This window comes from Pseudomonas sp. F9001, from assembly GCF_013385435.1.
Lineage (GTDB): Bacteria > Pseudomonadota > Gammaproteobacteria > Pseudomonadales > Pseudomonadaceae > Aquipseudomonas.
Map to the genome: position 1 here is coordinate 67,002 of NZ_JACAPX010000005.1, position 23,411 is coordinate 90,412.

At 57.9% G+C, this 23,411-nt stretch carries 18 protein-coding genes; 4 read left to right on the forward strand and 14 right to left on the reverse strand.

Translation table 11 applies throughout. From position 1 onward, the window contains the following. The 14 genes from HX818_RS03295 to mtnA form a co-directional block, all read right to left on the reverse strand. On the reverse strand, window positions 1-1,449 hold the full coding sequence (locus HX818_RS03295) for a mannose-1-phosphate guanylyltransferase/mannose-6-phosphate isomerase (RefSeq protein ID WP_008437697.1): 1,449 nt from the start codon (window positions 1,447-1,449) through the stop codon (window positions 1-3). Then, on the reverse strand, window positions 1,446-2,711 hold the full coding sequence (gene wecC / locus HX818_RS03300) for a UDP-N-acetyl-D-mannosamine dehydrogenase (RefSeq protein ID WP_008437696.1): 1,266 nt from the start codon (window positions 2,709-2,711) through the stop codon (window positions 1,446-1,448). The genes HX818_RS03295 and wecC overlap by 4 nt, the downstream gene beginning before the upstream one ends. Window positions 2,712-2,720: 9 nt before the next feature. After that, entirely contained in the window at window positions 2,721-3,851 is a 1,131-nt protein-coding gene (wecB, locus tag HX818_RS03305) for a non-hydrolyzing UDP-N-acetylglucosamine 2-epimerase (RefSeq protein WP_008437695.1), read from the reverse strand. Between the two features lie 787 nt (window positions 3,852-4,638). After that, on the reverse strand, window positions 4,639-6,009 hold the full coding sequence (locus tag HX818_RS03310) for a Wzz/FepE/Etk N-terminal domain-containing protein (RefSeq protein WP_177019490.1): 1,371 nt from the start codon (window positions 6,007-6,009) through the stop codon (window positions 4,639-4,641). A gap of 387 nt (window positions 6,010-6,396) precedes the next feature. Next, window positions 6,397-6,642: a lipopolysaccharide assembly protein LapA domain-containing protein gene (locus HX818_RS03315; RefSeq protein WP_008437692.1), complete on the reverse strand. Its 246-nt coding sequence runs from the start codon at window positions 6,640-6,642 to the stop codon at window positions 6,397-6,399. A gap of 24 nt (window positions 6,643-6,666) precedes the next feature. Further along, entirely contained in the window at window positions 6,667-6,963 is a 297-nt protein-coding gene (gene ihfB / locus HX818_RS03320) for an integration host factor subunit beta (protein ID WP_008437689.1), read from the reverse strand. A 338-nt stretch (window positions 6,964-7,301) separates the two neighbouring features. Further along, window positions 7,302-8,996, reverse strand: coding sequence for a 30S ribosomal protein S1 (gene rpsA, locus HX818_RS03325; protein ID WP_003218806.1), 1,695 nt, complete (start codon window positions 8,994-8,996; stop codon window positions 7,302-7,304). A 119-nt stretch (window positions 8,997-9,115) separates the two neighbouring features. Continuing rightward, window positions 9,116-9,805, reverse strand: coding sequence for a (d)CMP kinase (gene cmk / locus HX818_RS03330; protein WP_003172653.1), 690 nt, complete (start codon window positions 9,803-9,805; stop codon window positions 9,116-9,118). After that, window positions 9,802-12,012, reverse strand: coding sequence for a bifunctional prephenate dehydrogenase/3-phosphoshikimate 1-carboxyvinyltransferase (locus HX818_RS03335; RefSeq protein WP_256346289.1), 2,211 nt, complete (start codon window positions 12,010-12,012; stop codon window positions 9,802-9,804). Before HX818_RS03335 ends, cmk begins: the two co-directional genes overlap by 4 nt. A 28-nt stretch (window positions 12,013-12,040) precedes the next feature. Next, window positions 12,041-13,153, reverse strand: a complete 1,113-nt coding sequence (gene hisC / locus HX818_RS03340; protein ID WP_177019492.1) for a histidinol-phosphate transaminase — start codon at window positions 13,151-13,153, stop codon at window positions 12,041-12,043. A 9-nt stretch (window positions 13,154-13,162) separates the two neighbouring features. Beyond that, window positions 13,163-14,257, reverse strand: coding sequence for a prephenate dehydratase (gene pheA, locus HX818_RS03345; RefSeq protein ID WP_003218812.1), 1,095 nt, complete (start codon window positions 14,255-14,257; stop codon window positions 13,163-13,165). Further along, the gene (gene serC, locus HX818_RS03350) at window positions 14,257-15,342 is read right to left on the reverse strand and encodes a 3-phosphoserine/phosphohydroxythreonine transaminase (RefSeq protein ID WP_003218814.1); all 1,086 of its coding nucleotides are present in this window, start codon (window positions 15,340-15,342) and stop codon (window positions 14,257-14,259) included. The genes pheA and serC overlap by 1 nt, the downstream gene beginning before the upstream one ends. Window positions 15,343-15,560: 218 nt before the next feature. Then, window positions 15,561-18,224, reverse strand: a complete 2,664-nt coding sequence (gene gyrA / locus HX818_RS03355; protein ID WP_003218817.1) for a DNA gyrase subunit A — start codon at window positions 18,222-18,224, stop codon at window positions 15,561-15,563. 302 nt (window positions 18,225-18,526) lie between these two features. Next, window positions 18,527-19,603 carry an S-methyl-5-thioribose-1-phosphate isomerase gene (gene mtnA, locus HX818_RS03360; RefSeq protein WP_177019493.1) on the reverse strand — a complete coding sequence of 359 codons (1,077 nt, stop codon included), beginning with the start codon at window positions 19,601-19,603 and terminating at the stop codon, window positions 18,527-18,529. A gap of 108 nt (window positions 19,604-19,711) precedes the next feature. On the opposite strand from mtnA, the gene HX818_RS03365 reads away from it, so the two are divergent. The 4 genes from HX818_RS03365 to HX818_RS03380 all read left to right on the forward strand — a co-directional run bounded on the left by HX818_RS03365 (window position 19,712) and on the right by HX818_RS03380 (window position 23,410). After that, window positions 19,712-21,043 (forward strand): TRZ/ATZ family hydrolase, encoded by a 1,332-nt coding sequence (locus tag HX818_RS03365; protein WP_003218823.1) that lies wholly within the window; start codon window positions 19,712-19,714, stop codon window positions 21,041-21,043. Window positions 21,044-21,106: 63 nt separating this feature from the next. Continuing rightward, complete coding sequence (gene ubiG, locus HX818_RS03370; RefSeq protein ID WP_003218825.1) at window positions 21,107-21,805, forward strand: bifunctional 2-polyprenyl-6-hydroxyphenol methylase/3-demethylubiquinol 3-O-methyltransferase UbiG; 699 nt, start codon at window positions 21,107-21,109, stop codon at window positions 21,803-21,805. Window positions 21,806-21,809: 4 nt separating this feature from the next. Further along, on the forward strand, window positions 21,810-22,481 hold the full coding sequence (gene mupP, locus HX818_RS03375; protein WP_003218827.1) for an N-acetylmuramic acid 6-phosphate phosphatase MupP: 672 nt from the start codon (window positions 21,810-21,812) through the stop codon (window positions 22,479-22,481). 188 nt (window positions 22,482-22,669) lie between these two features. Then, window positions 22,670-23,410 (forward strand): YciK family oxidoreductase, encoded by a 741-nt coding sequence (locus HX818_RS03380; protein ID WP_003218829.1) that lies wholly within the window; start codon window positions 22,670-22,672, stop codon window positions 23,408-23,410. The last annotated feature ends 1 nt before the right edge of the window (window position 23,411 follow it).

The window sequence follows — 23,411 nt, forward strand, 5'->3', positions numbered from 1 at the left end:
TTAAACACGTCCATAGGTATCGTCAAATCGAACAATATCATCCTCACCCAAGTACGTTCCCGACTGCACCTCTATGATCTCAAGAGGAATGGTGCCAGGATTGGAAAGGCGATGAACATGGCCAATAGGGATATAAGTACTCTGGTTTTCGTTCAGCTGAAAAACACGATCTTCACAGGTGACTTCAGCGGTGCCAGACACAACAATCCAATGCTCCGCCCGATGGTAATGCTTCTGCAAACTCAAGGTTGCTTTCGGCTTCACCAATATCCGCTTTACCTGAAAGCGCGAGCCCGAATCTATGCTGTCGTACCAGCCCCATGGGCGATGAACACGACGATGAAGCTTTGATTCTGGCCTGGCCTTGATATTCAACGCTTCGACAATAGCCTTCACACCCTGGCTACGATCTTTATCCGCAACCAATACGGCATCAGGCGTCTCGACGATAACAATATTTTCAAGCCCCACGGCCGTTACCAAACGGTGAGAGGCGTAAACCAATGTATTGGAGCTGGAGTCTATTATTACGTCGCCATGGGTAGCGTTTTGTTTTTCGTCCTTTTCACTCGAACGCCAAACAGCATCCCATGCTCCCAGGTCAGACCAACCGGCATCCATCGTGAGCATTTTCAACGTCAGGCCAGCTGAAGGCGTTTTCGCGCAATGCTCGATCACGGCATAGTCAATCGACTCAGGCGGTATCAGGGAAAACGCGTCAAGTTGTGGTCGAATAAACCCATTATCTTCAACTCGGCCCTTCCACGCGGCCTCAGTGGCATCGAAGATGTCACTTCTGAACGCGCCCAGTGCTTTCAACCATACTGACGCGCGCAGCACAAAAATACCGCTATTCCAGAAATAGCTTCCATCTTCCAGGTATTTTTCTGCGGTTGTCCGCTCAGGCTTTTCAACAAACGCATCCACCCTCTTGACGGTAGAGGGATCTGCCGAGTGGATATAACCATAACCCGTCTCAGGGCGATCAGGCGTAATCCCCAAGATCACAATGCTGCCGTCTTTCGCAACATCGACCGCTTTACTGACCGTGTCAGTAAAAGCTTGAATATCGAGAATCATCTGGTCGGCCGGGACAACGACCAGAACCGGGTCAATCTCCTCTCCCACCTCATCGCGCGCATAAAGCGCCGCCAACGTAAGCGCAGGGGCCGTATTGCGTCCTACCGGTTCAAGAATGACAACAGCTTTAGAAACGTTCATTTCCCGGATCTGGTCGAGACACAGGAAACGATGCTCATCGTTGGCAACGATGCATGGAGCCAATAAATCCGAGCCTTGACCGTCAATCTTCAACAGTCGGGCAATCGCCTGCTGAAACAACGTCTCCCGCCCCGAAATTGCCAGAAACTGCTTCGGGTAAAGAGTTCTGCTAAGCGGCCAGAGTCTCGTTCCCGAGCCTCCAGACATAATAACCGGAAGAATTTTCATACAAGCCAGATTCCCCGGGTATCAACAATCCGGCGACCCTCGAGAAGTGAAGAAGAAACACTTTTGAATGGCTTGTGATCCACCAGTAACAACAAGACATCCGCGCGCTCAAACGCTTCTTCTATTGTGCACAACTCAGCGTTCGGCAACGTCGCAGGCAGAGAATCAATATTAGGTTCTACGACAATAACCTTCCCGGCGTGCCGGCTTGAGATATTTTTCGTAATTTCCAGAGATGGACTTTCCCGCAGGTCGTCAATATCAGGTTTGAATGCCAGGCCGAAGCACGCGATAACAATGTCTTTTTCCGACTTCCCGGGGTGACTCGACAGATGATCGGCCACAGCAGCATCAACTTTCTCCATAACCCACGACGGTTTTGAGTCATTGACTTCACGTGCAGTTTGGATCAGTTTCGCCTGGCCTTCAGCCTGACTCACGATGAACCAAGGGTCGACGGCGATGCAATGCCCACCCACGCCAGGTCCTGGTTGGAGGATATTGACGCGAGGGTGCCGGTTGGCGAGCTTGATAAGCTCCCACACATCGACATCGAACTTATCGCATATCATCGACAATTCGTTCGCGAAGGCAATATTCACATCGCGAAAGCTGTTCTCGGTCAACTTGCACATTTCTGCTGTTCGGGCGTTGGTGATAATGCACTCGCCCTCTACAAACAATTTGTACAGACGTGTGGCGGCTTCTGAGCACTTGGGTGTCATCCCGCCGATGACGCGATCATTCTGTACCAACTCGCGCAACACGTGACCGGGAAGCACGCGCTCAGGGCAGTGAGCCACGCGAATGTCCGACGCCTCGCCATGGGTCTGCGGGAACGTCAGGTCAGGGCGTGCTTCAGCCAGCCATGCCGACATCTTTTCAGTCGCACCCACGGGAGAAGTGGACTCGAGGATGACCAGATCACCCTTTTTCAATACTGGCGCAATGGATTTGCTTGCGGACTCAATGTAAGAAAGGTCCGGAGCATGACCGTCCTTGAAAGGAGTGGGCACCGCAATCAAGAAGGCGTCCGCCGGCTCAGGTCGTGTACTGGCGCGCAGATACCCCTCGGTCACGGCCGCGTGCACGACTATGTCCAAATCAGGCTCAACGATATGAATCTGTCCGCCGTTGATCGTATCGACGGCCTTTTGATTAACGTCGACACCAATGACCTTTAACTTTCGCGCAGCAAAAACGGCTGCGGTTGGCAAACCGATATAGCCCAAACCAATTACAGAAATAGTGGAAAAATCCATGACCAAACCTTAATTTTTGAAAGTGGCTAGAGCATTAACAATACGCATGCAGGCGTGACCGTCACCATAAGGATTATGAGCAACGCTCATCTCCTCGTAAGCCTTTTGATCGAGTAAAAGCTCACGCAAGTGGTGAACTATCTTGTCCTTCTCTGTACCGACCAATCTGACGGTACCCGCCTCAATCGCCTCAGGCCGCTCGGTAGTGTCCCGCATGACCAGCACGGGCTTGCCCAAAGAAGGTGCCTCTTCCTGCACACCACCGGAGTCCGTCAGAATCAAGTACGACCGATTCATCAAATAGACAAAAGGTAGATAATCCAATGGTTCGATGAGGTGAATATTTTTTATACCAGCCAACAAACGGTTGACCGGTTCACGGACATTTGGATTCAAATGAACGGGGTACACGATCTCCACATCATCAAACTCATGGGCAATCGAAGCCAACGAACTGCAGATCCTTTCGAATCCATCGCCGAAGCTTTCACGCCGATGCCCTGTCACAAGGATGACGCGGCGTTGAGCAGGTAAAAATGCGAACTGCTCGGAGAACTTCTGTTTTAACTGGTCATTGGTCTCGAGCTTCTGTACGACCTCAAGCAGAGCGTCGATTACAGTATTCCCAGTCACATGAATCGCGTCAGGTGACACCCCTTCACGCAGTAAATTCTGTTGCGATCGTTCAGTAGGAGCGAAGTGAAGAAGCGCGAGTGCTCCCGTCAACTTTCGATTGGCCTCTTCCGGCCAGGGAGAATATAAATTTCCGGTGCGAAGCCCGGCTTCGATATGAGCCACAGGAATTTGCTGATAGTACGCCGCCAATGTAGTTGCAAAGGTCGTAGCGGTATCACCATGCACCAAGACAATATCCGGCCGATAAGTCCGGAAGACCTCTTTCATTCCCTGAAGAATACCAGTTGTCACGTCGGTAAGGTCTTGACCCGACTTCATGATATTAAGATCAAAGTCAGGTTCAAGTTTAAATAACTCTAACACTTGATCCAGCATTTCACGGTGTTGACCCGTGACGCAGATTTTGGCCTCAAAACGCTCATCTGCATTCAACGCTAAAGCTAATGGAGCCATTTTTATAGCTTCCGGTCGCGTACCGAAAACACTCAAGATCTTTAAAGTCATTAGATTACCAACGATTCCATATCATTATTTAGTCAGAGAATCAGTCTGGAAACCAGCAACGCTGCCATGCCCCTGCCTGACCTACCGATTACGCGCAAGCGAGTTTTCGCCGCTCCAACTGCAACCGCCTCTGCTTTGCAGCGCAGCATATCATCAACAAGCGTGCCAACATAACGCCTGGCTGGCTCAACCACACGCCCCATGAGACCCCATCATCCCCCCCTCAGTTCAGGACAGGACAAGGTTTTACCGCAACATTTGCGGTGAGCCGCTTCACCGCAATGGTGCGTCGCAACCTCTCATTGAAATTGGGCTTTTGGTTATTGCCCCACAGGAACCCGACCTATCCGAGATCGCTATTGGCCCCACGCTCGACTGTGCCATGCAGCTCGTTGCTAATCGCCGGCGCACCCTGCACGACCGACCTGGCCGAACAGTACGCCCTTATCAAATTCCGAACCAATACTAGCCATAAGCCATTAACCTGGAGACCGCACATAAAAATCCACATCAAACCGTATTAGGCGGTGCACCATCAACTATTAAACCAACAATACAAACCTGTGCAGGACGCTTGACGCCCGCACAAGTAAACAAAGATCAAATGCCGAAACGCCATGAAGACTCGACGCAAAGTCTTAGTAACTTTTGATAGCCGAGAAACCACCCAGGAATGCCCCTCGGCGGTTCACAGTTGCGCAAGCACGTAATGCAGGTTCCGTATGAAAGAAAGAAATACGGCCCCGAGGGGAAAACGCGTGAAGCCAAAAGCTTCACGGCCTTGGAGTTATTTTCGGTTTAACTTATTGCCAGGCTCTTGTTGCCGATCCAACTGAGCGACCGAATGGAGAAGTGAGCCTGCCGGCTCGTGCCCATCGCGCTCTGCATTGTCGCGAGCAGCACGTAACGCCTGCCTGACCAACGCAATACCAATCGCGACAATCGCCCCCAGGAGCAGGCCAAGAAAAATGATCAATGGACGATTCGGGCTCGACGGAACCAACGGCTCAAGGGCCTGCTGGTCAATACTCACCAGCCGCAGCTTCGCCAGGTCGATATTCAGGCTACTCAAACGGAAAATCTCTGTTCTCAACGGTTGAACGCCCGCAAGAAAGATATCTTCATTTTTTCGAGCATCCAGGACCTCAATCTCTCGGTTGGATGCGAGCAACTGAAGCTCCCTGGCGATTTGAGCGATGCGCGACTCGGTAAAATCATCCGACTTGCGTGACTGCAATGCAGCAAGCTCAGCCTTAAGCGCATCTACCCCCATAAAATAAAGTGGGATCTGCTGGTTGTTCACCTCAGTACGCATCACGCTACCAGCGTTCGTCACGGCCGACTCACCAAGTGAAGAAGGCGTAGCCGGCTTTTGAATGCCCAGGGAACGGGCAATCCCTATAGCCTCATTCAGCTGAGCAATACGGTCGCTACGCAAGGTTTTCAACTGCGAACGCAGCGCCTTCAACTCATCCTGCAATTGCGCGCGTTTCAACGAGTCAGCTTCTCGCAATGACGCTATTTTGGCTTCTTTTTCAATATCGTAGTTTGAACGAGCCGAATCGAGCTTGCCTTTAAGCTCCCTCAAACGGTTTTTAACGATCACATTCAAATCAGCCGTGACGCGTTCGCGCTCACTTTCGATAGCGTAGTCGACAAAGCCATTAAGAATAGAGACGCCGTCGACGCCCTTCGGATACATCATCTCGAGCTTGATGTAGGAACTCAGCGAATTTTTCTTATCTGCATCAGGAAGAATCAAACGAATAGAGTCATGATTGAACTCCTGAAAACTCTGCTCCAGAGTCTGCCCAGGACGAACAAATTTCTCGAAAAGCTTCTGGTTTTTCTTGAAATAGCTCAGGCGCGTATCATAAGAGTCGAGCGCTGCGCCCACTTTGAGGAGCGCGTCAGCCGGAGGAAGCTGATATATCTCTGATCGATTTAGCGCATCCAAATCATTAATCGCCGCAGGCCGCAAAACCGTGCTGACCTTATATACAGGGGCAGCTAAAAATGCGTAGGACGCCGCAATCAATCCCGCCCCGAGAGTGACGAAAAGCAGAAGTTTTTTTTGTTGCCAGACAGACGCGAAAAGTCGCACAAAATCAATTTCGTCGGACGATCGAACCGGGGGAGCACGGAAGCTACTACTCACAACAAAAACCTGCCTTCAAAGAGAAACTGCGGGCTCGTTATGCAGACAAAATTGTGTATTTTTATTTTAGTTATATGGCCGAAAAAACCCAGCGTCGCTGCCGGACTTTAGCGCACAAAATGCCTGTTATCGAGAACAGATTCCATTTTGCCATCTCACTGACATATTACAAGTCTTGACATATCTGTAGGAGTCTTCCTGCACAGATAGGGGCAACCCTTATATAGGCCATCCGAGAAGGACAGAAAAGCAAATTTCGTAACCGCGAGACAATAGTCAGTGGTATCGCCGGACTTACCACATGCCGATCACTCGACGTAACTGATGCGCACCGCACCAGAAAAATCCGACGAACGGCTCGCGAGTGACACAATAACCATGGAAGCTCTACCCACGCCTTGCGGGCATGGACTTTTGACGTCGGCCCCACCCAACGATGACACTAAACAGCGGTCCCAGCAGCATTCCAATTATCAAAGCCACGACCACAAACACCGACACCGGCATCTGCCCGGTCACCCAGCCCAGGAATGAAAGAGACGCGCCCTGCTGGTTTTCCAGCACGAACCCCAACACTGCCAGCACGACAATTAGCATAGCCAGCACCAGAACAACGCGCTTAACCCCACGCATAACCTTCTCCTACCCCAAAAACACTCAGACGCTTTCTTCTTCGTCTTCGTTCACCCGATCGCGCAATTCCTTGCCCGGCTTGAAATGAGGCACGAACTTGCCGTCAAGGCTGACGGACTGCCCGGTTTTTGGGTTGCGACCCACACGAGGCGCACGATAGTGCAGCGAGAAGCTACCAAACCCACGAATTTCAATCCGATCGCCGGTAGCCAGACATTGGGACATCTGCTCAAGCATGGTCTTGATGGCCAGCTCCACATCCTTGGATGAGAGCAGCCCTTGATGGGTGACAATTCGTTCGATCAACTCCGACTTCGTCATATTTTTCCCTTCTTTTTCAAGCAGCTAGGAAAAGCGCTTCGAAGGTTTTAGCATGACCTGAGGAATTTGAACAGCCCAAGTATTGACTTATATTCAAAGAGTTGGGGCGTAACTCGATGAGAGTTGGCATTGCGCACCACGACAGCCAGCTCTCGCTCAGTCTCACTGGAGGCACTCCAGCGCGATCGCTGCCGATAGAGCCTATAAGCGCGAACGCGCTGCCAGCGCGACGACGGCGCTCCAGCCACAGAACGCCAAGGCGACGCTGCACACAACACCAAATCCCAGGCACAAAAAAGGGCGACCGAAGTCGCCCTTTTTCTATGGTCTGACAGAACTTAGTTCTGCTTTTCCATTTGTGCACGCAGCAGGTCGCCCAGAGTGGTAGGACCAGCAGAAGGCTCAGAGGTAGCTGGCTTGTCGCGCAGGCTCTGGATGGCTTCTTTCTCTTCAGCATCGTCTTTCGACTTGATGGAGAGCTGGATTACGCGGCTCTTGCGGTCAACGCTGATGATCTTGGCTTCTACTTCTTCGCCTTCTTTCAGAACGTTGCGCGCGTCTTCAACGCGGTCACGGCTGATTTCGGAGGCTTTCAGAGTCGCTTCGATATCGTCGGCCAGAGTGATGATGGCGCCTTTAGCGTCAACTTCCTTCACGATGCCTTTAACGATTGCGCCTTTGTCGTTCTCTTGAACGTACTCGGAGAACGGATCGCTTTCCAGTTGCTTGATACCCAGGGAGATGCGCTCGCGCTCTGGGTCAACCGACAGGATAACGGTGTCCAGCTCGTCGCCCTTCTTGAAACGACGAACAGCTTCTTCGCCAACTTCGTTCCAGGAGATGTCGGACAGGTGAACCAGACCGTCGATGCCGCCGTCCAGACCAATGAAGATACCGAAATCGGTGATCGACTTGATGGTGCCGGAGATTTTATCGCCCTTGTTGAACTGGCCAGAGAAATCTTCCCATGGGTTAGATTTGCACTGCTTGATGCCGAGGGAGATACGACGACGCTCTTCGTCGATGTCCAGAACCATAACTTCCACTTCGTCGCCGACTTGTACGACTTTCGAAGGGTGGATGTTCTTGTTGGTCCAGTCCATTTCGGAAACGTGTACCAGGCCTTCCACGCCTTCTTCCAGCTCTGCGAAGCAGCCGTAGTCGGTCAGGTTGGTAACACGCGCGGTTACGCGAGTGCTTTCTGGGTAACGAGCCTTGATAGCGACCCATGGATCTTCGCCCAGCTGCTTCAAGCCCAGGGAAACACGGTTGCGCTCACGATCGTACTTCAGAACCTTGACATCGATCTCGTCGCCAACGTTGACGATTTCCGATGGATGCTTGATACGCTTCCAAGCCATGTCGGTAATGTGCAGCAGGCCATCGACGCCACCCAGATCGACGAATGCGCCGTAATCGGTGAGGTTCTTGACGATACCTTTGACTTGTTGGCCTTCCTGCAGGGATTCCAGCAGAGCTTCACGCTCGGCGGAGTTCTCTGCTTCCAGGACGCTGCGACGGGAAACGACAACGTTGTTGCGCTTCTGGTCGAGCTTGATGACCTTGAATTCGAGTTCCTTGCCTTCCAGGTGCGTGGTGTCGCGCACAGGACGAACGTCGACCAAAGAACCTGGCAGGAACGCACGGATGCCGTTAACGTCGACAGTGAAGCCGCCTTTAACCTTACCGTTGATAACGCCCTTGACCACTTCTTCAGCTGCGAAGGCTGCTTCGAGAACAATCCAGCATTCAGCGCGCTTGGCTTTTTCACGGGACAGCTTGGTTTCACCGAAACCGTCTTCAACCGAGTCCAGAGCAACGTGAACTTCGTCACCGACATTGATAGTCAGGTCACCAGCATCGTTGTAGAACTGTTCCAGCGGGATCAGAGCTTCAGACTTCAGACCAGCGTGAACGGTTACCCAGCGAGCTTGGTAATCGATATCAACGATAACACCGGTGATGATGGAGCCTGCCTGAAGGTTCAGGGTTTTTAGGCTTTCTTCAAAGAGTTCCGCAAAGCTTTCGCTCATTTTAATTCCTGTTGATAAGGGCGAAGAATACGCCCATCTCCACACCCCAGACGGTGTGGGTCAGTTTCAATTAAAAGAAGCACCACAGGACTATGACTGGTCCCCTGCGGCCTTCTTGGTCACCCGGCGATATCGCGAATGGCGATCTCACTCAAGATGCGTTCCAGCACCTGCTCGATGGACAACTCCGTGGAATCCAGCTGTATGGCGTCAGCCGCCGGCTTGAGCGGGGCTACCGCACGCTGGGTATCACGCTCATCGCGTGCACGGATCTCATCTAGCAGACTCGACAGACTAACACCATCGACTTTGCCCTTCAACTGCAAGTAACGGCGACGGGCCCGCTCCTCGGCGCTGGCCGTGAGGAAAATCTTCAGCGGCGCCTCGGGAAAGACCACCGTGCCCATGTCGCGGCCATCGGCCACCAGACCCGGCGGCTCCTGGAAAGCCCGCTGGCGCTGCAGCAAAGCATCGCGCACCGCCGGCAATGCGGCGACCTGGGAAGCCCAGGAGCCGACCTGCTCGTTGCGCAGGTCGTCGGTCACATCGTCCCCTTCCAGGATGATGCGCTGGGGATGACCTTCGGTCGCCCCGACGAACTGCACGTCAAGATGCGCAGCCAGCAGCTTCAGCGATTCTTCGTTGGTCAGGTCGACGCCATGGTTGCGGGCGGCAAAGGCCAGCAAGCGGTACAGCGCCCCGGAATCCAGCAGGCACCAGCCCAGGCGCTTGGCCAGGATGCCGGCGATCGTGCCCTTGCCCGAGCCACTTGGCCCGTCGATGGTAATCACCGGTGCTTTGATATTCACAATTGAGCCTCTTGGGCAACACGGATGCCGACTTGGGCACACAGTGTAAGAAAATTCGGAAAAGACGTAGCCACGTTGGCACAGTCATGGATACGAATCGGCGCAGCCGCTCGCAGGGAAGCCACGCTGAAGGCCATGGCAATCCGGTGATCGCCATGGGCGTGGACTTCACCACCGCCGATCGCGCCACCATCGATAATAATCCCATCAGGTGTCGGTTCACACTTCACGCCCAGCGCAAGCAGACCGTCGGCCATGACCTGGATCCGGTCGGACTCCTTGACCCGCAGCTCTTCTGCCCCACGCAATACCGTCCGGCCTTCGGCGCACGCCGCAGCCACGAACAACACCGGGAACTCATCGATAGCCAGCGGGACCAGGGCTTCAGGAATCTCGATCCCCTTCAACGGCGCCGCACGAACACGCAAATCAGCGACCGGCTCACCACCCACTTCCCGTTGGTTTTCCAGGGTGATGTCCGCGCCCATCAGTCGCAGGATATCGATCACGCCGGTACGGGTCGGATTGATACCCACATGCTCAAGCAACAGCTCGGAGCCTTCGGCGATTGAAGCCGCCACCAGAAAGAACGCCGAGGAGGAAATATCCCCAGGCACCTCAATATGGGTCGCGGTCAACGCATGGCCCGACTCGACCGCAGCCGTAGCGCCCGCCACTTCCACCGGATACCCAAAACCACGCAACATCCGCTCGGTATGGTCGCGGGTCGGCGCCGGTTCGGTAATCGAGGTTTTACCCTCGGCATACAACCCGGCCAACAACAGGCAGGACTTGACCTGAGCGCTGGCCATCGGCAATGCGTAGGTCAGCCCCTTGAGTGCCTGGCCACCGCGAATGGTCAGCGGCGGACGCCCTTCCGGCCCGGTCTCGATCACCGCACCCATTGCGCGCAATGGCTTGGCCACGCGATTCATCGGGCGCTTGGACAGCGAGGCGTCACCCGTCAACACACTGTCGAAGCGCTGGGCCGCCAGCAAACCGGACAACAACCGCATGGAGGTGCCGGAGTTACCCAGATAGATCGGACCTGGCGCCGGCTTCAAGCCATGCAGGCCAACCCCGTGGATGGTGACGCGCCCATGGTGCGGGCCTTCAATCACCACGCCCATGTCGCGGAACGCCTGCAAAGTCGCCAGGGCGTCCTCACCCTCCAGAAAACCTTCGACTTCAGTGACACCGTCCGCCAGAGAACCGAGCATGATCGAGCGATGGGAGATCGACTTATCCCCAGGCACGCGGATCTGCCCGCTCAAGCGGCCACCGGGACCGGCGAGAAACACCAGGTCATCCGCATTTACTGCAGCATCCATATAAGCCCGACGCGCCAGAATCTTGCTGAAATGCTCCCGCGCCACCCGCGCACGGGTGAACACGCCCAACAACTGGTGCCCGTCGCCAGCATCGACCGCGTCGCGCAAGGCGTCGAGGTCGCTGCGGAACGTGTCCAGGGTGCGCAACACCGCATCGCGGTTGGCAAGGAAGATGTCGTGCCACATCACCGGATCACTACCGGCGATCCGGGTAAAGTCGCGGAAACCACCGGCGGCGTAGCGGAAAATCTCGAGGTTCTCGTTGCGCTTGGCCAGCGAATCCACCAGGCCAAATGCGAGCAAATGCGGCAGATGGCTGGTCGCTGCCAGCACTTCATCGTGGCGCTCGACCTGCATATGCTCGACATCCGCCCCCAGCTCGCGCCAGAGCCGATCCACCACGGCCAGTGCCACAGGATCGGTTTCATCCAGCGGTGTCAGAATCACTTTATGGCGGCGGAACAGTTGCGCATTGGACGCCTCCACCCCGCTCTGCTCGGACCCGGCAATCGGATGCCCGGGCACAAACCGCGCAGGCATGCCACCAAAGGCCAGCCGCGCCGCACGCACCACATTGCCCTTGGCACTGCCGACATCGGTCAGGATTGCCTGGCCCAGATCCATGCCGGCCAACAGCGCCAGCAACTTCTCCATGGCCAGGATCGGCACCGCCAGCTGAATGACATCCGCGCCCTGGCAGGCTACAGCGAGGTCAGCCTCGCAACGGTCCACCACACCCAACTCCACCGCCAACTTGCGCGATTGCGGGTCCAGGTCCACACCGACCACTTCGCCACACAGGCCGCTTTCCCGCAGGCCCTTCGCAAAGGAGCCGCCGATCAATCCCAGACCGACCACCACCAGGCGACCGATCATAGGTACAGCAGGTTGCAATGCAGTGACATCAACCACGAGCCAGAACCTTGGCCAGCGCTTCGAGGAAGCGGCTGTTTTCAGCAGGCAGACCGATGGTGATGCGCAGGTGGTTCGGCATGCCGTAATTGGCCACCGGACGCACGATCACACCCTCGCGCAGCAAGCCCTGGAACACAGGAGCCGCCACTTGGCCGAGGTCGACGCAGATGAAGTTGCCCTTGGACGGAATCCAGCCCAGGCCCAGCTCACGGAAACCTTCCTGCAACTGCAGCATGCCGCTTTCGTTGAGGCGACGGCCTTCTTCCAGGTACTCGGTGTCCTGCACCGCAGCGCAAGCCGCCGCCAGCGCGAGGCTGTTGACGTTGAATGGCTGGCGCACACGGTTCAACACATCGGCTACCACCGCAGTGGACAAGCCGTAACCGACCCGCAGCGACGCCAGGCCATAAGCCTTGGAGAACGTGCGCGAGACCAGCAGGTTCGGATAAGCCGCGAGGAAGTCCAGGCCGTCCGGCAGGTCGCTGCCTTCGGCGTACTCGATGTATGCCTCGTCCAGCACCACCAGTACATGCTCCGGCACGTCCTGCAGGAAGTTATCCAGCACCTCGGCGCTGAACCAGGTGCCGGTCGGGTTGTTCGGGTTGGCGATAAACACGACACGAGTATTGTCATCGATGGCCGCCAGCATGGCTGGCAGGTCATGACCCCAGTTTCTCGCAGGAATCACACGCGCCTCGGCGCCAACGGCCTGAGTGACGATCGGATAGACCGCAAACGCGTGCTCGCTGAACACCGCGTTCAGGCCCGGCGCCAGATAGGCGCGGCCGACCAGCTCCAGAATATCGTTGGAGCCGTTACCCAGGGTCACCTGGTTGATATCAACGCGGCAGTTTTTCGCCAGCAGGGACTTGAGTTCAAAGCCGTTACCATCGGGATAACGGGTCAGTTCGGCCAGCGCCTCACGAATCGCAGCCAGTACCTTGGGGCTTGGGCCCATCGGGTTTTCGTTACTGGCCAGCTTTACGATCTTCGACGGATCCAGATTCAACTCTCGCGCCAACTCGTCCACAGGCTTGCCCGGAACGTAAGGCGACAGTTGTTGCACGCCCGGCTGCGCCAGGGCGAGGAAGTTGCCACTCATGTTAAAGCCTCACAAAACCGCTTTCGGGTAAGAGCCCAGCACCTTGAGTGCCACGGCTTCCTGACTGATTTTCTCGAGCACACCCTTGACCAGAGGGTCGCGGTGATGGCCGACGAAGTCGATAAAGAACACATAAGTCCATTTACCGCTGCGCGAAGGACGCGTCTCGATTCGCGTCAGGTCAATCCCGTTGTCGTGGAACGGCACCAGCAGCTCATGCAGCGCGCCGGGCTTGTTGCTCATGGAGACGATGATCGACGTCTTGTCGTCGCCGGTCGGCGGCACTTCCTGGCTGCCGATCATCAGGAAGCGCGTGGAGTTATCCGGGCGATCCTCAATTTTCTCGGCCAGGCGCGTCAGCCCATACAGGCCGGCAGCCATGTCGCCGGCAATCGCCGCCGAGTTCCACTCACCCTTGACCCGCTTCGCCGCTTCGGCGTTGCTGGACACCGCCACGCGCTCCACATTCGGGTAGTGCGCGTCCAGCCACTTGCGGCACTGGGCCAGGGACTGGGCGTGGGAGTAGATGCGGCTGATGCTGTCGGTCTTGGTGTTTTCGCCCACCAGCAAGTGGTGGTGAATACGCAGCTCGACTTCGCCGCAGATCACCATGTCGTGCTCAAGAAAACTGTCGAGGGTGTGGTTGACGGCACCTTCGGTGGAGTTTTCCACCGGAACCACGCCAAAATTCACCGCCCCGGCGGCCACTTCACGGAACACTTCGTCGATCGCAGCCATCGGCTTGCTGATCACCGCGTGACCGAAGTGCTTCATGGCCGCGGCTTGAGTGAAGGTGCCTTCCGGGCCCAGGTAAGCCACTTTCAGCGGCTGCTCCAGTGCCAGGCACGACGACATGATTTCACGGAACAACCGCGCCATCTCTTCGTTGCCCAACGGGCCCTTGTTGCGTTCCATCACGCGCTTGAGCACCTGGGCTTCACGCTCCGGACGGTAGAATACCGGCACTTCGCCTTCAGCCAGGGAAGCCATCTTCACCCGTGCAACTTCCTGGGCGCACCGCGCGCGCTCACTGATCAGCTCCAGGACTTTCTCGTCCAGGCTGTCAATGCGTACGCGCAGGGCCTTGAGTTCTTGCTCAGACATTAGCCGTGTTCCTTTTCGAACTCTGCCATGTAAGCCACCAGCGCCTTGACGGCGTGGATATCGACAGCGTTATAGATGGAGGCGCGCATGCCACCTACCGAACGGTGGCCCTTGAGGTTCAACAGGCCGCGCTCGTCGGCGCCGGCGAGGAAAGGCTTGTCCAGGCGATCATCCGCCAGGCGGAACGGCACGTTCATCCACGAACGGTCGGTCAGGTTGATCGGGTTGCTGTACAGGCCGCTGGCGTCGATGAAGTCGTACAGGGTACGTTTCTTCTCTTCGTTGAGCTTGCCCATGGCAGCCACGCCGCCCTGCTCTTTCAGCCATTCGAACACCAGGCCCGACAGGTACCAGGCGAAGGCCGGCGGGGTGTTGTACATCGAGCCGTTATCGGCCGCGACCTTGTAGTTGAGCATGGTCGGGCACAGCGAACGCGCACGACCCAACAGGTCTTCACGGACGATGTTGACCAGGATGCCGCTCGGGCCGATGTTCTTCTGTGCACCGGCGTAGATCATGCCGTACTTGGACACATCGATCGGGCGCGAGAGGATGTCCGAGGACATGTCGCAGACCAGCGGGACATCACCCACTTCCGGCACCCAGTCGAACTCCAGGCCGCCGATGGTTTCGTTCGCCACGTAGTGAACATAGGCCGCGTCTTTCGACAGCTTCCACTCGTTCTGACCGGGGATGGCGAAGTAGTCGTAGGGCTTGGCCGTGCCTGCCACATTGACGTGACCGTAACGGGAGGCCTCTTCAATGGCCTTCTGCCCCCAGATACCGGTGTCGATATAGTCCGCAGTGCCATCTTCCGGCAGCAGGTTCAGCGGGATCTGGGCGAACTGCTGGCTCGCACCACCCTGCAGGAACAGCACTTTGTAATCGGACGGGATGTCCAGCAAGTCGCGCATATCCTGCTCGGCCTTGGTGGCAATGGACACGAACTCATCGCTGCGATGGCTCATTTCCATCACGGAGAGGCCTTTTCCATGCCAGTCGAGGAGTTCACCCTGCGCGCGCTGCAGGACTGCTTCAGGAAGCGCCGCGGGACCGGCACAGAAGTTATAGGCTCTCTTGCTCACATCCAATCTCTCTGATCTGGTGGGACTGCAATCAACATCCCGCAACGCGGAACCCTGTAGGAGCTGGCTTGCCAGCGATGCAAACGACTCGGCGCTTCACTTGAATCGAGTTGATGCCATCGCCGGCAAGCCGGCTCCTACAAGAGCGGCGCGGCGTCGTATTTCAAACGGGACAAACAACAAGGGGGCGAATCTTCATCCGCCCCCTGTGTGTCCGCTTATTCCTGCGGTTCTTCTTCGTCTGCGGCAGCGTCGAGTGTTGGCTCGTCGACGCCGTCATCGGCATCGCCGATCACTTGCCCCTCGAGTGCAATCCCCTCTTCACCTTCCAGCTCCTCGCCTTCGACTTCCGATGGCTCCTGGACACGCTCCAGGCCTACCAACGTTTCGTCGCTGGCCAGCTTGATCAAGGTCACGCCCTGGGTGTTACGCCCCAGGCTCGACACTTCATCAACCCGGGTACGTACCAGGGTGCCCTGGTCGGAAATCAGCATGATTTCCTCACCATCCAGCACCTGGACCGCGCCGACCAGGCGGCCGTTGCGATCGTTGCTGACCATGGCGATAACGCCCTGGCCGCCACGCTTGTACTCGGGGAACTCGCTGATGGCCGTACGCTTGCCGTAGCCGCGGGCCGATGCAGTGAGGATCTCGCTGCCTTCTTCCGGGATCAGCATCGAAATCAGCTTCTGCCCTTCCGGCAGACGCATGCCGCGCACACCGCGGGCGGTACGGCCCATGGCACGAACGTCGGATTCCTTGAAGCGCGTGACCTTGCCGCCGTCGGAGAACAGCATGACTTCACGCTCGCCGTCGGTGATGGCCGCGCTGATCAATACGTCGCCTTCGTCCAGTTCGAGGGCGATCAGGCCCACGCTGCGTTGACGGCTGAAGGATTCCAGCGGGGTCTTCTTCACGGTGCCTTTCGCAGTGGCCATGAAGATGAAGTGACCTTCGGTGTACTCGTCTACCGGCAGCATGGTGGTGATGTATTCATCACTGTCCAGCGGCAGCAGGTTGACCAGCGGACGACCACGGGCAGCGCGGGACGCTTCCGGGATTTCGTAGGTTTTCAGCCAGTACACCTTGCCCTTGCTGGAGAACAGCAGCAGCGTGGTGTGGCTGTTGGCAACCAGCAGGTGAGCGATGTAGTCCTCATCCTTGACGCCGGTAGCCGATTTGCCTTTACCGCCACGACGCTGGGCCTGGTACGCAGCCAGAGGCTGGGTCTTGGCATAGCCACCGTGGGAAATGGTCACGACGCGATCTTCTTCCGGGATCATGTCACCCAGGGTCAGGTCGAGACGGGCGTCGAGAATCTCGGTGCGGCGCACATCGCCGTATTCGGCGCGGATCACTTCCAGTTCTTCGCGGATCACTTCCATCAGGCGCACGGCGCTGTTGAGGATGCGGATCAGCTCGCCGATCTGGTTGAGAATCTCCTGGTACTCGGCCAGCAGCTTCTCGTGTTCCAGACCGGTCAGACGGTGCAGACGCAGTTCCAGGATGGCCTGGGCCTGTTCCGGGGACAGGAAATACTTGCCGTCGCGCAGGCCGTATTGTGGGTCCAGAGTCTCCGGACGGCACGAATCGGCACCGGCACGTTCCACCATCGCTACTACGGCGCTGGATTCCCACGGCATCTTGATCAGCGCTTCCTTGGCTTCCGACGGCGTCGGCGAAGCCTTGATCAGGGCGATGACCGGGTCGATGTTCGACAGCGCAACAGCCTGGCCTTCCAGGATGTGGCCGCGTTCACGGGCCTTGCGCAGTTCGAATACGGTACGGCGGGTTACCACTTCGCGGCGGTGACGCACGAAGGCTTCCAGCAGATCCTTGAGGTTCAGGATGCGCGGGCGGCCGTCGATCAGCGCTACCACGTTGATACCGAATACGCTTTGCAGCTGGGTCTGGGCGTAGAGGTTGTTGAGGATCACCTCAGGCACTTCGCCACGACGCAGCTCGATCACCACGCGCATACCGTCCTTGTCAGACTCGTCGCGCAGCTCGGTGATGCCTTCCAGCTTCTTCTCTTTAACCAGCTCGGCGATCTTCTCGATCAGACGCGCCTTGTTCAACTGGTAAGGGAGTTCGGTGATGACGATCTGCTGGCGGCCACCGACCTTGTCGATGTCTTCGATGATCGAGCGGGCACGCATGTAAATGCGGCCGCGACCGGTACGGTAGGCTTCGATGATGCCGGCGCGACCGTTGATGATCGCGGCGGTCGGGAAGTCCGGACCCGGGATGTACTGCATCAGCTCATCGACGGTCAGCTCGGGGTTGTCGATGAGGGCCAGGCAACCGTCGATGACTTCACCGAGGTTGTGTGGCGGGATGTTGGTGGCCATGCCCACGGCGATACCGCTGGAGCCGTTGACCAACAGGTTGGGAATACGGGTCGGCATGACCGCCGGGATCATTTCGGTGCCGTCGTAGTTCGGCACCCAGTCCACGGTTTCCTTGTGCAGGTCAGCCAGCAGCTCGTGCGCCAGCTTGGTCATGCGCACTTCGGTGTATCGCATGGCCGCAGCGTTGTCGCCGTCGACCGAACCGAAGTTGCCCTGGCCGTCTACCAGCAGGTAGCGCAGGGAAAACGGCTGGGCCATCCGAACGATGGTGTCGTACACCGCAGTGTCGCCGTGAGGGTGATACTTACCGATCACGTCACCGACAACACGGGCAGATTTCTTGTACGGCTTGTTCCAGTCGTTACCCAGCTCGCTCATCGCGAACAGCACACGCCTGTGCACGGGCTTCAAGCCATCGCGCGCATCAGGCAGTGCCCGACCGACAATTACGCTCATCGCGTAGTCGAGGTAGGACTGTTTCAGCTCGTCTTCGATATTGACCGGGAGGATTTCTTTGGCCAGTTCGCCCATGAGAAGCCTGATTCCTTTTTCGGGTGAAACCTCGTCACATCCTATGGGACGAACGAAGCTCGCCGCTGCCGGCATGATGCCTGGCAACGACTTACGACAAATCAACGAGTTATGACACGGATCTGCGCATTAAAGGTTACCCCTTGGGGTGACCCTGGAAACCGCCGGATGTTATCACAATCGCCGCCACGCACCTATCCCCCTGATGCGCATGGAGCATAGTAAGTTGACGGATGACAGGCTTGACGGCGACGAGAGGGCCTTAGAGCTGGATCCAAGGGGATTTTTGCGGGCAAATTGCCTCAATGCAGGCGTTTACGACACATCAGTTGCGCCAACTTCGCCGTGTCGGGGCGTTCGACGATGCCTTTTTCAGTGACGATCACATCAATCAGGTCCGCCGGCGTCACGTCGAACACCGGGTTGAAGGCGTCTACATCAGCGGCTACGCGGGTGCCGCCGACTTCCAGCAGTTCACGGGCGTCGCGCTCTTCAAGCGGCACGTCATCACCGCTGGCCGCCATCAGGTCGATGGTTGAGCTGGGCGCCACCACCATGAAACGCACGCCGTGATGCATGGCGCACACCGCCAACTGATAGGTGCCGATCTTGCTGACCACATCGCCATTGGCCGCAATGCAGTCGGCACCGACGATCACCCAGGTCACGCCTTTGGTCTTGAGGATATGCGCACCCGCCGAATCGGCATTCACGGTGACCGGAATGCCTTCATTGGCCAATTCCCAGGCCGTCAGCCGCGAACCTTGCAGCCAGGGCCGGGTTTCGTTGGCGTAGACGCGCTCCACCATGCCTTCCAGGAACGCTCCGCGAATCACCCCGAGCGCGGTACCGACGCCGCCGGTAGCCAGCGCACCCGCATTGCCATGGGTCAGGATCGCCTGGACATTGCCCTGATGCTTGCGGATCAGCTCTACACCCAGCTGCGCCATGGTCAGGTTGGCTTCGCGATCACTTTGGTGAATCGCCACCGCCTCGGCCTCCAGCACCTTCAACGGATCGGCGTGTTTCTTGAGGCGATCGAGGCAATCGCGCATGCGCTTCATGGCCCAGAAAAGATTCGACGCGGTCGGGCGGGTATCCGCCAGCACCGCGTAGTCCTCTTCCCAGGCGGCCTGCCAGTCATCGCCCTCGGCGATGTGGGCACGAGCGGCCAGCACCAGGCCATACGCCGCACTGATGCCAATGGCCGGCGCACCCCGCACCACCATTGTGCGAATGGCCTCGGCCACCTCGGCAGCACTGGTGCAGGCGACCCAGGTTTCTGCAGACGGCAAAATACGCTGATCGAGCAGGTACAGTGCGCCATCACGCCAGTCGATGGCCTTCACTTTCTCCGCAGCCAACAGTCGATCGCGCATCCCTCACCCCGCACTCATGAACAAAAGCCGCCGATTATAGCGATCCGCCAGCCAGGACGCTCGGGTATACTTCGCCGTTCTTTATAGATGCCTGGGAAACTGCCCTCGATGACACCGACTGCCGCCCCGCTCGACTTATTGCTGCTGCCCACCTGGCTGGTACCTGTCGAGCCTGCCGGCGTAGTGCTCAAGGAGCACGCCCTGGGCATTCGTGACGGGTGCATTGCGTTTATCGGCCCACGCGCCGCGGCCTTGAAGCTCGCAGCGAGCGAAGTGCGTGAACTGCCGGGCATGCTGCTCAGCCCCGGCCTGATCAACGCCCACGGCCACGCGGCCATGACGCTGTTTCGCGGCCTGGCCGACGACCTGCCGCTGATGACCTGGCTGGAAAACCACATCTGGCCCGCCGAGGCCAAGTGGGTCGACGAAGCCTTCGTCCGCGACGGCACTGACCTGGCCATCGCCGAGCAGATCAAGGGCGGCATCACATGTTTCTCGGACATGTACTTCTTCCCGAAAGTCGCCAGCGAACGGGTGCACAACAGCGGCATGCGCGCGCAAATCGCCATCCCGATCCTGGATTTCCCGATTCCCGGCGCTGCTGACGCCGACGAGGCGATTCGCCAGGGCGTCGAGCTGTTCGGCGACCTCAAGCATCACCCACGGATCAAAATCACCTTCGGCCCGCACGCGCCGTACACCGTCTGCGATGAAAACCTGGAAAAAATCCGGGTGATCGCCGAGGAACTGGACGCCTCGATCCACATGCACGTGCATGAAACCGCCTTCGAAGTGCAGCAGTCCGTTGAACAGCGTGGTGAACGCCCGCTGGCACGGCTTGGCCGCCTGGGTTTGCTGGGGCCGCGCTTCCAGGCCGTTCACATGACCCAAATCAGCGATGACGACCTGACTTTGCTGGTAGAAAGCAACACCAGCGTGATCCATTGCCCGGAATCCAACCTGAAACTGGCCAGCGGCTTCTGCCCGGTGGAACGCCTGTGGCAAGCCGGCGTCAATGTGGCAGTAGGCACCGACGGCGCGGCCAGCAACAATGACCTCGACCTGCTGGGCGAAACCCGCACCGCCGCGCTGCTGGCCAAGGCCGTTGCCGGCTCGGCCACCGCCCTGGATGCCCACCGCGCCCTGCGCATGGCCACCCTCAACGGCGCCCGGGCCATGGGCCTGGAAAGTCAAATCGGCTCGCTGGAAGTCGGCAAGGCCGCTGACATCGTGGCCTTCGACCTGTCGGGCCTGGCGCAACAACCGATCTACGATCCGGTCTCACAGCTTATATATGCCACCGGACGCGATTGTGTGAAACACCTTTGGGTCGGCGGCAAGCAATTGCTCGACGACCGGCAACTGACCCGCCTGGATGAACAACAGTTGTGCGCCACGGCCATCGCCTGGGGCCAGCGCATCAGCGGACACAGCGAATAACACCCGCCCTGGCAACGCATGCCAGGGCCGGCAAAACGTTTTATCAGATTTAGAGGATTCCCCATGAGCAACGTCGACCACGCTGAAATCGCCAAATTCGAAGCCCTCGCCCATCGCTGGTGGGACCGCGAAAGCGAGTTCAAACCCCTGCACGACATCAACCCGCTGCGGGTCAACTGGATTGACGAGCGCGTCAACCTGGCCGGCAAGAAGGTACTGGATGTGGGTTGCGGCGGCGGGATCCTCAGTGAATCCATGGCCCAGCGCGGCGCCACCGTGATGGGTATCGACATGGGCGAAGCGCCATTGGCCGTGGCCCAGTTGCACCAACTGGAGTCCGGCGTGAACGTCGAATACCGGCAGATCACCGCCGAAGAGCTGGCCGAAGAGATGCCCGGGCAGTTCGACGTGGTCACTTGCCTGGAAATGCTCGAGCACGTGCCGGACCCGTCCTCGGTGATCCGCGCCTGCTTCCGCATGGTCAAGCCCGGTGGCCAGGTGTTCTTCTCCACCATCAACCGCAATCCGAAGGCGTACCTGTTCGCGATCATCGGTGCCGAATACATCATGAAGCTGCTGCCCCGCGGCACCCATGACTTCAAGAAATTCATCCGCCCTTCCGAGCTGGGCGCCTGGAGCCGTCAGGCCGGGCTGACCGTCAAGGACATCATCGGCTTGACCTACAACCCGCTGACCAAGCACTACAAGCTGGCCAGCGACGTTGACGTCAACTACATGATCCAGACCCTGCGCGAGGAGTAAGCCTGTGAAGTTGCGAGCGGTTCTTTTCGACATGGACGGTACCCTGCTGGACACCGCGCCAGACTTTATCGCCATCTGCCAGGCCATGCGCGCTGACCGCGGCCTGGCACCGATCAACGACCAGCACATCCGCGATGAAATCTCCGGCGGCGCCCGGGCGATGGTCGCCGTGACCTTTTCCATGGACCCCGAGTCCCCGGGCTTTGAAGAGCTGCGCCAGGAATTCCTCGAGCGTTACCTCAAGGGCTGCGCGATCCACAGCAAGCTGTTCGAGGGCATGGAAGAGCTGCTGGTGGATATCGAGAAATCCAGGCTGATCTGGGGCGTGGTCACCAACAAGCCACTGCGCTTTGCCGAACCGATCATGCAGCAGCTAGGCCTGGCCGAGCGCTCCGCGCTGCTGATCTGCCCGGACCACGTGAAGAACAGCAAGCCGGACCCGGAACCGTTGATCCTGGCGTGCAAGATGCTCGACCTGGACCCGGCCAGCGTGCTGTTCGTGGGGGATGACCTGCGGGACATCGAGTCGGGCCGCGACGCCGGCACTCGCACCGCGGCGGTCACCTACGGCTATATCCACCCGGACGACAACCCGCGCAACTGGGGTGCCGATGTGGTGGTGGATCACCCGCTGGAACTGCGCAAAGTGCTGGACAGCGCGCTGTGCAGCTGCTGATCGGGACTGCCTGAGGTTGCTGCAATTTTGTGGAGAGGGAGCTTGCTCCCGTTCGACTGCGCAGCAGTCGCGAAAGCTGGGGCTGCTTCGCAACCCAACGGGAGCAAGCTCCCTCGCCACAGAAGCCTTGGCCAGCCTTAGCCGCAATCAATCACATGGATTTTCTGTGAACTTTGTCGAGGTTGTTTATGTTTGATTACTCCGCACGTCCAGAACTGCTCAAGGGCCGGGTCATCCTGGTCACCGGCGCCGGTCGCGGGATTGGCGCAGCGGCGGCCAAAACCTATGCGGCCCACGGCGCCACCGTGTTGCTGCTGGGCAAGACCGAAGCCAACCTGGCCCAGGTCTACGACGAAATCGAAGCCGCCGGCCAGCCGCAGCCGGTGGTGATCCCGTTCAACCTGGAGACCGCCCTGCCCCATCAATACGACGAGCTGGCAGCGATGATCGAAAAGGAGTTCGGCCACCTCGACGGTTTGCTGCACAACGCCTCGATCATCGGCCCGCGCACACCGATCGAGCAGTTGTCCGGCGAGAACTTCATGCGGGTGATGCATGTGAACGTCAACGCGATGTTCATGCTGACCAGCACGCTGTTGCCGCTGCTCAAGCTGTCCCAGGATGCGTCGGTGGTGTTCACTTCCAGCAGCGTGGGCCGCAAGGGCCGGGCTTATTGGGGGGCTTACGGGGTGTCGAAGTTTGCCACCGAAGGCCTGATGCAAACCCTGGCGGACGAGCTGGATAATGTCGCACCGGTGCGCGCCAACAGCATCAACCCAGGCGCCACCCGCACCAGCATGCGGGCCCAGGCGTATCCAGGGGAGAACCCGACCGATAACCCGACACCGGAGGAAATCATGCCGGTGTACCTGTACCTGATGGGGCCGGACAGTACCGGCATCAATGGGCAGGCGTTTGACGCGCAATAAC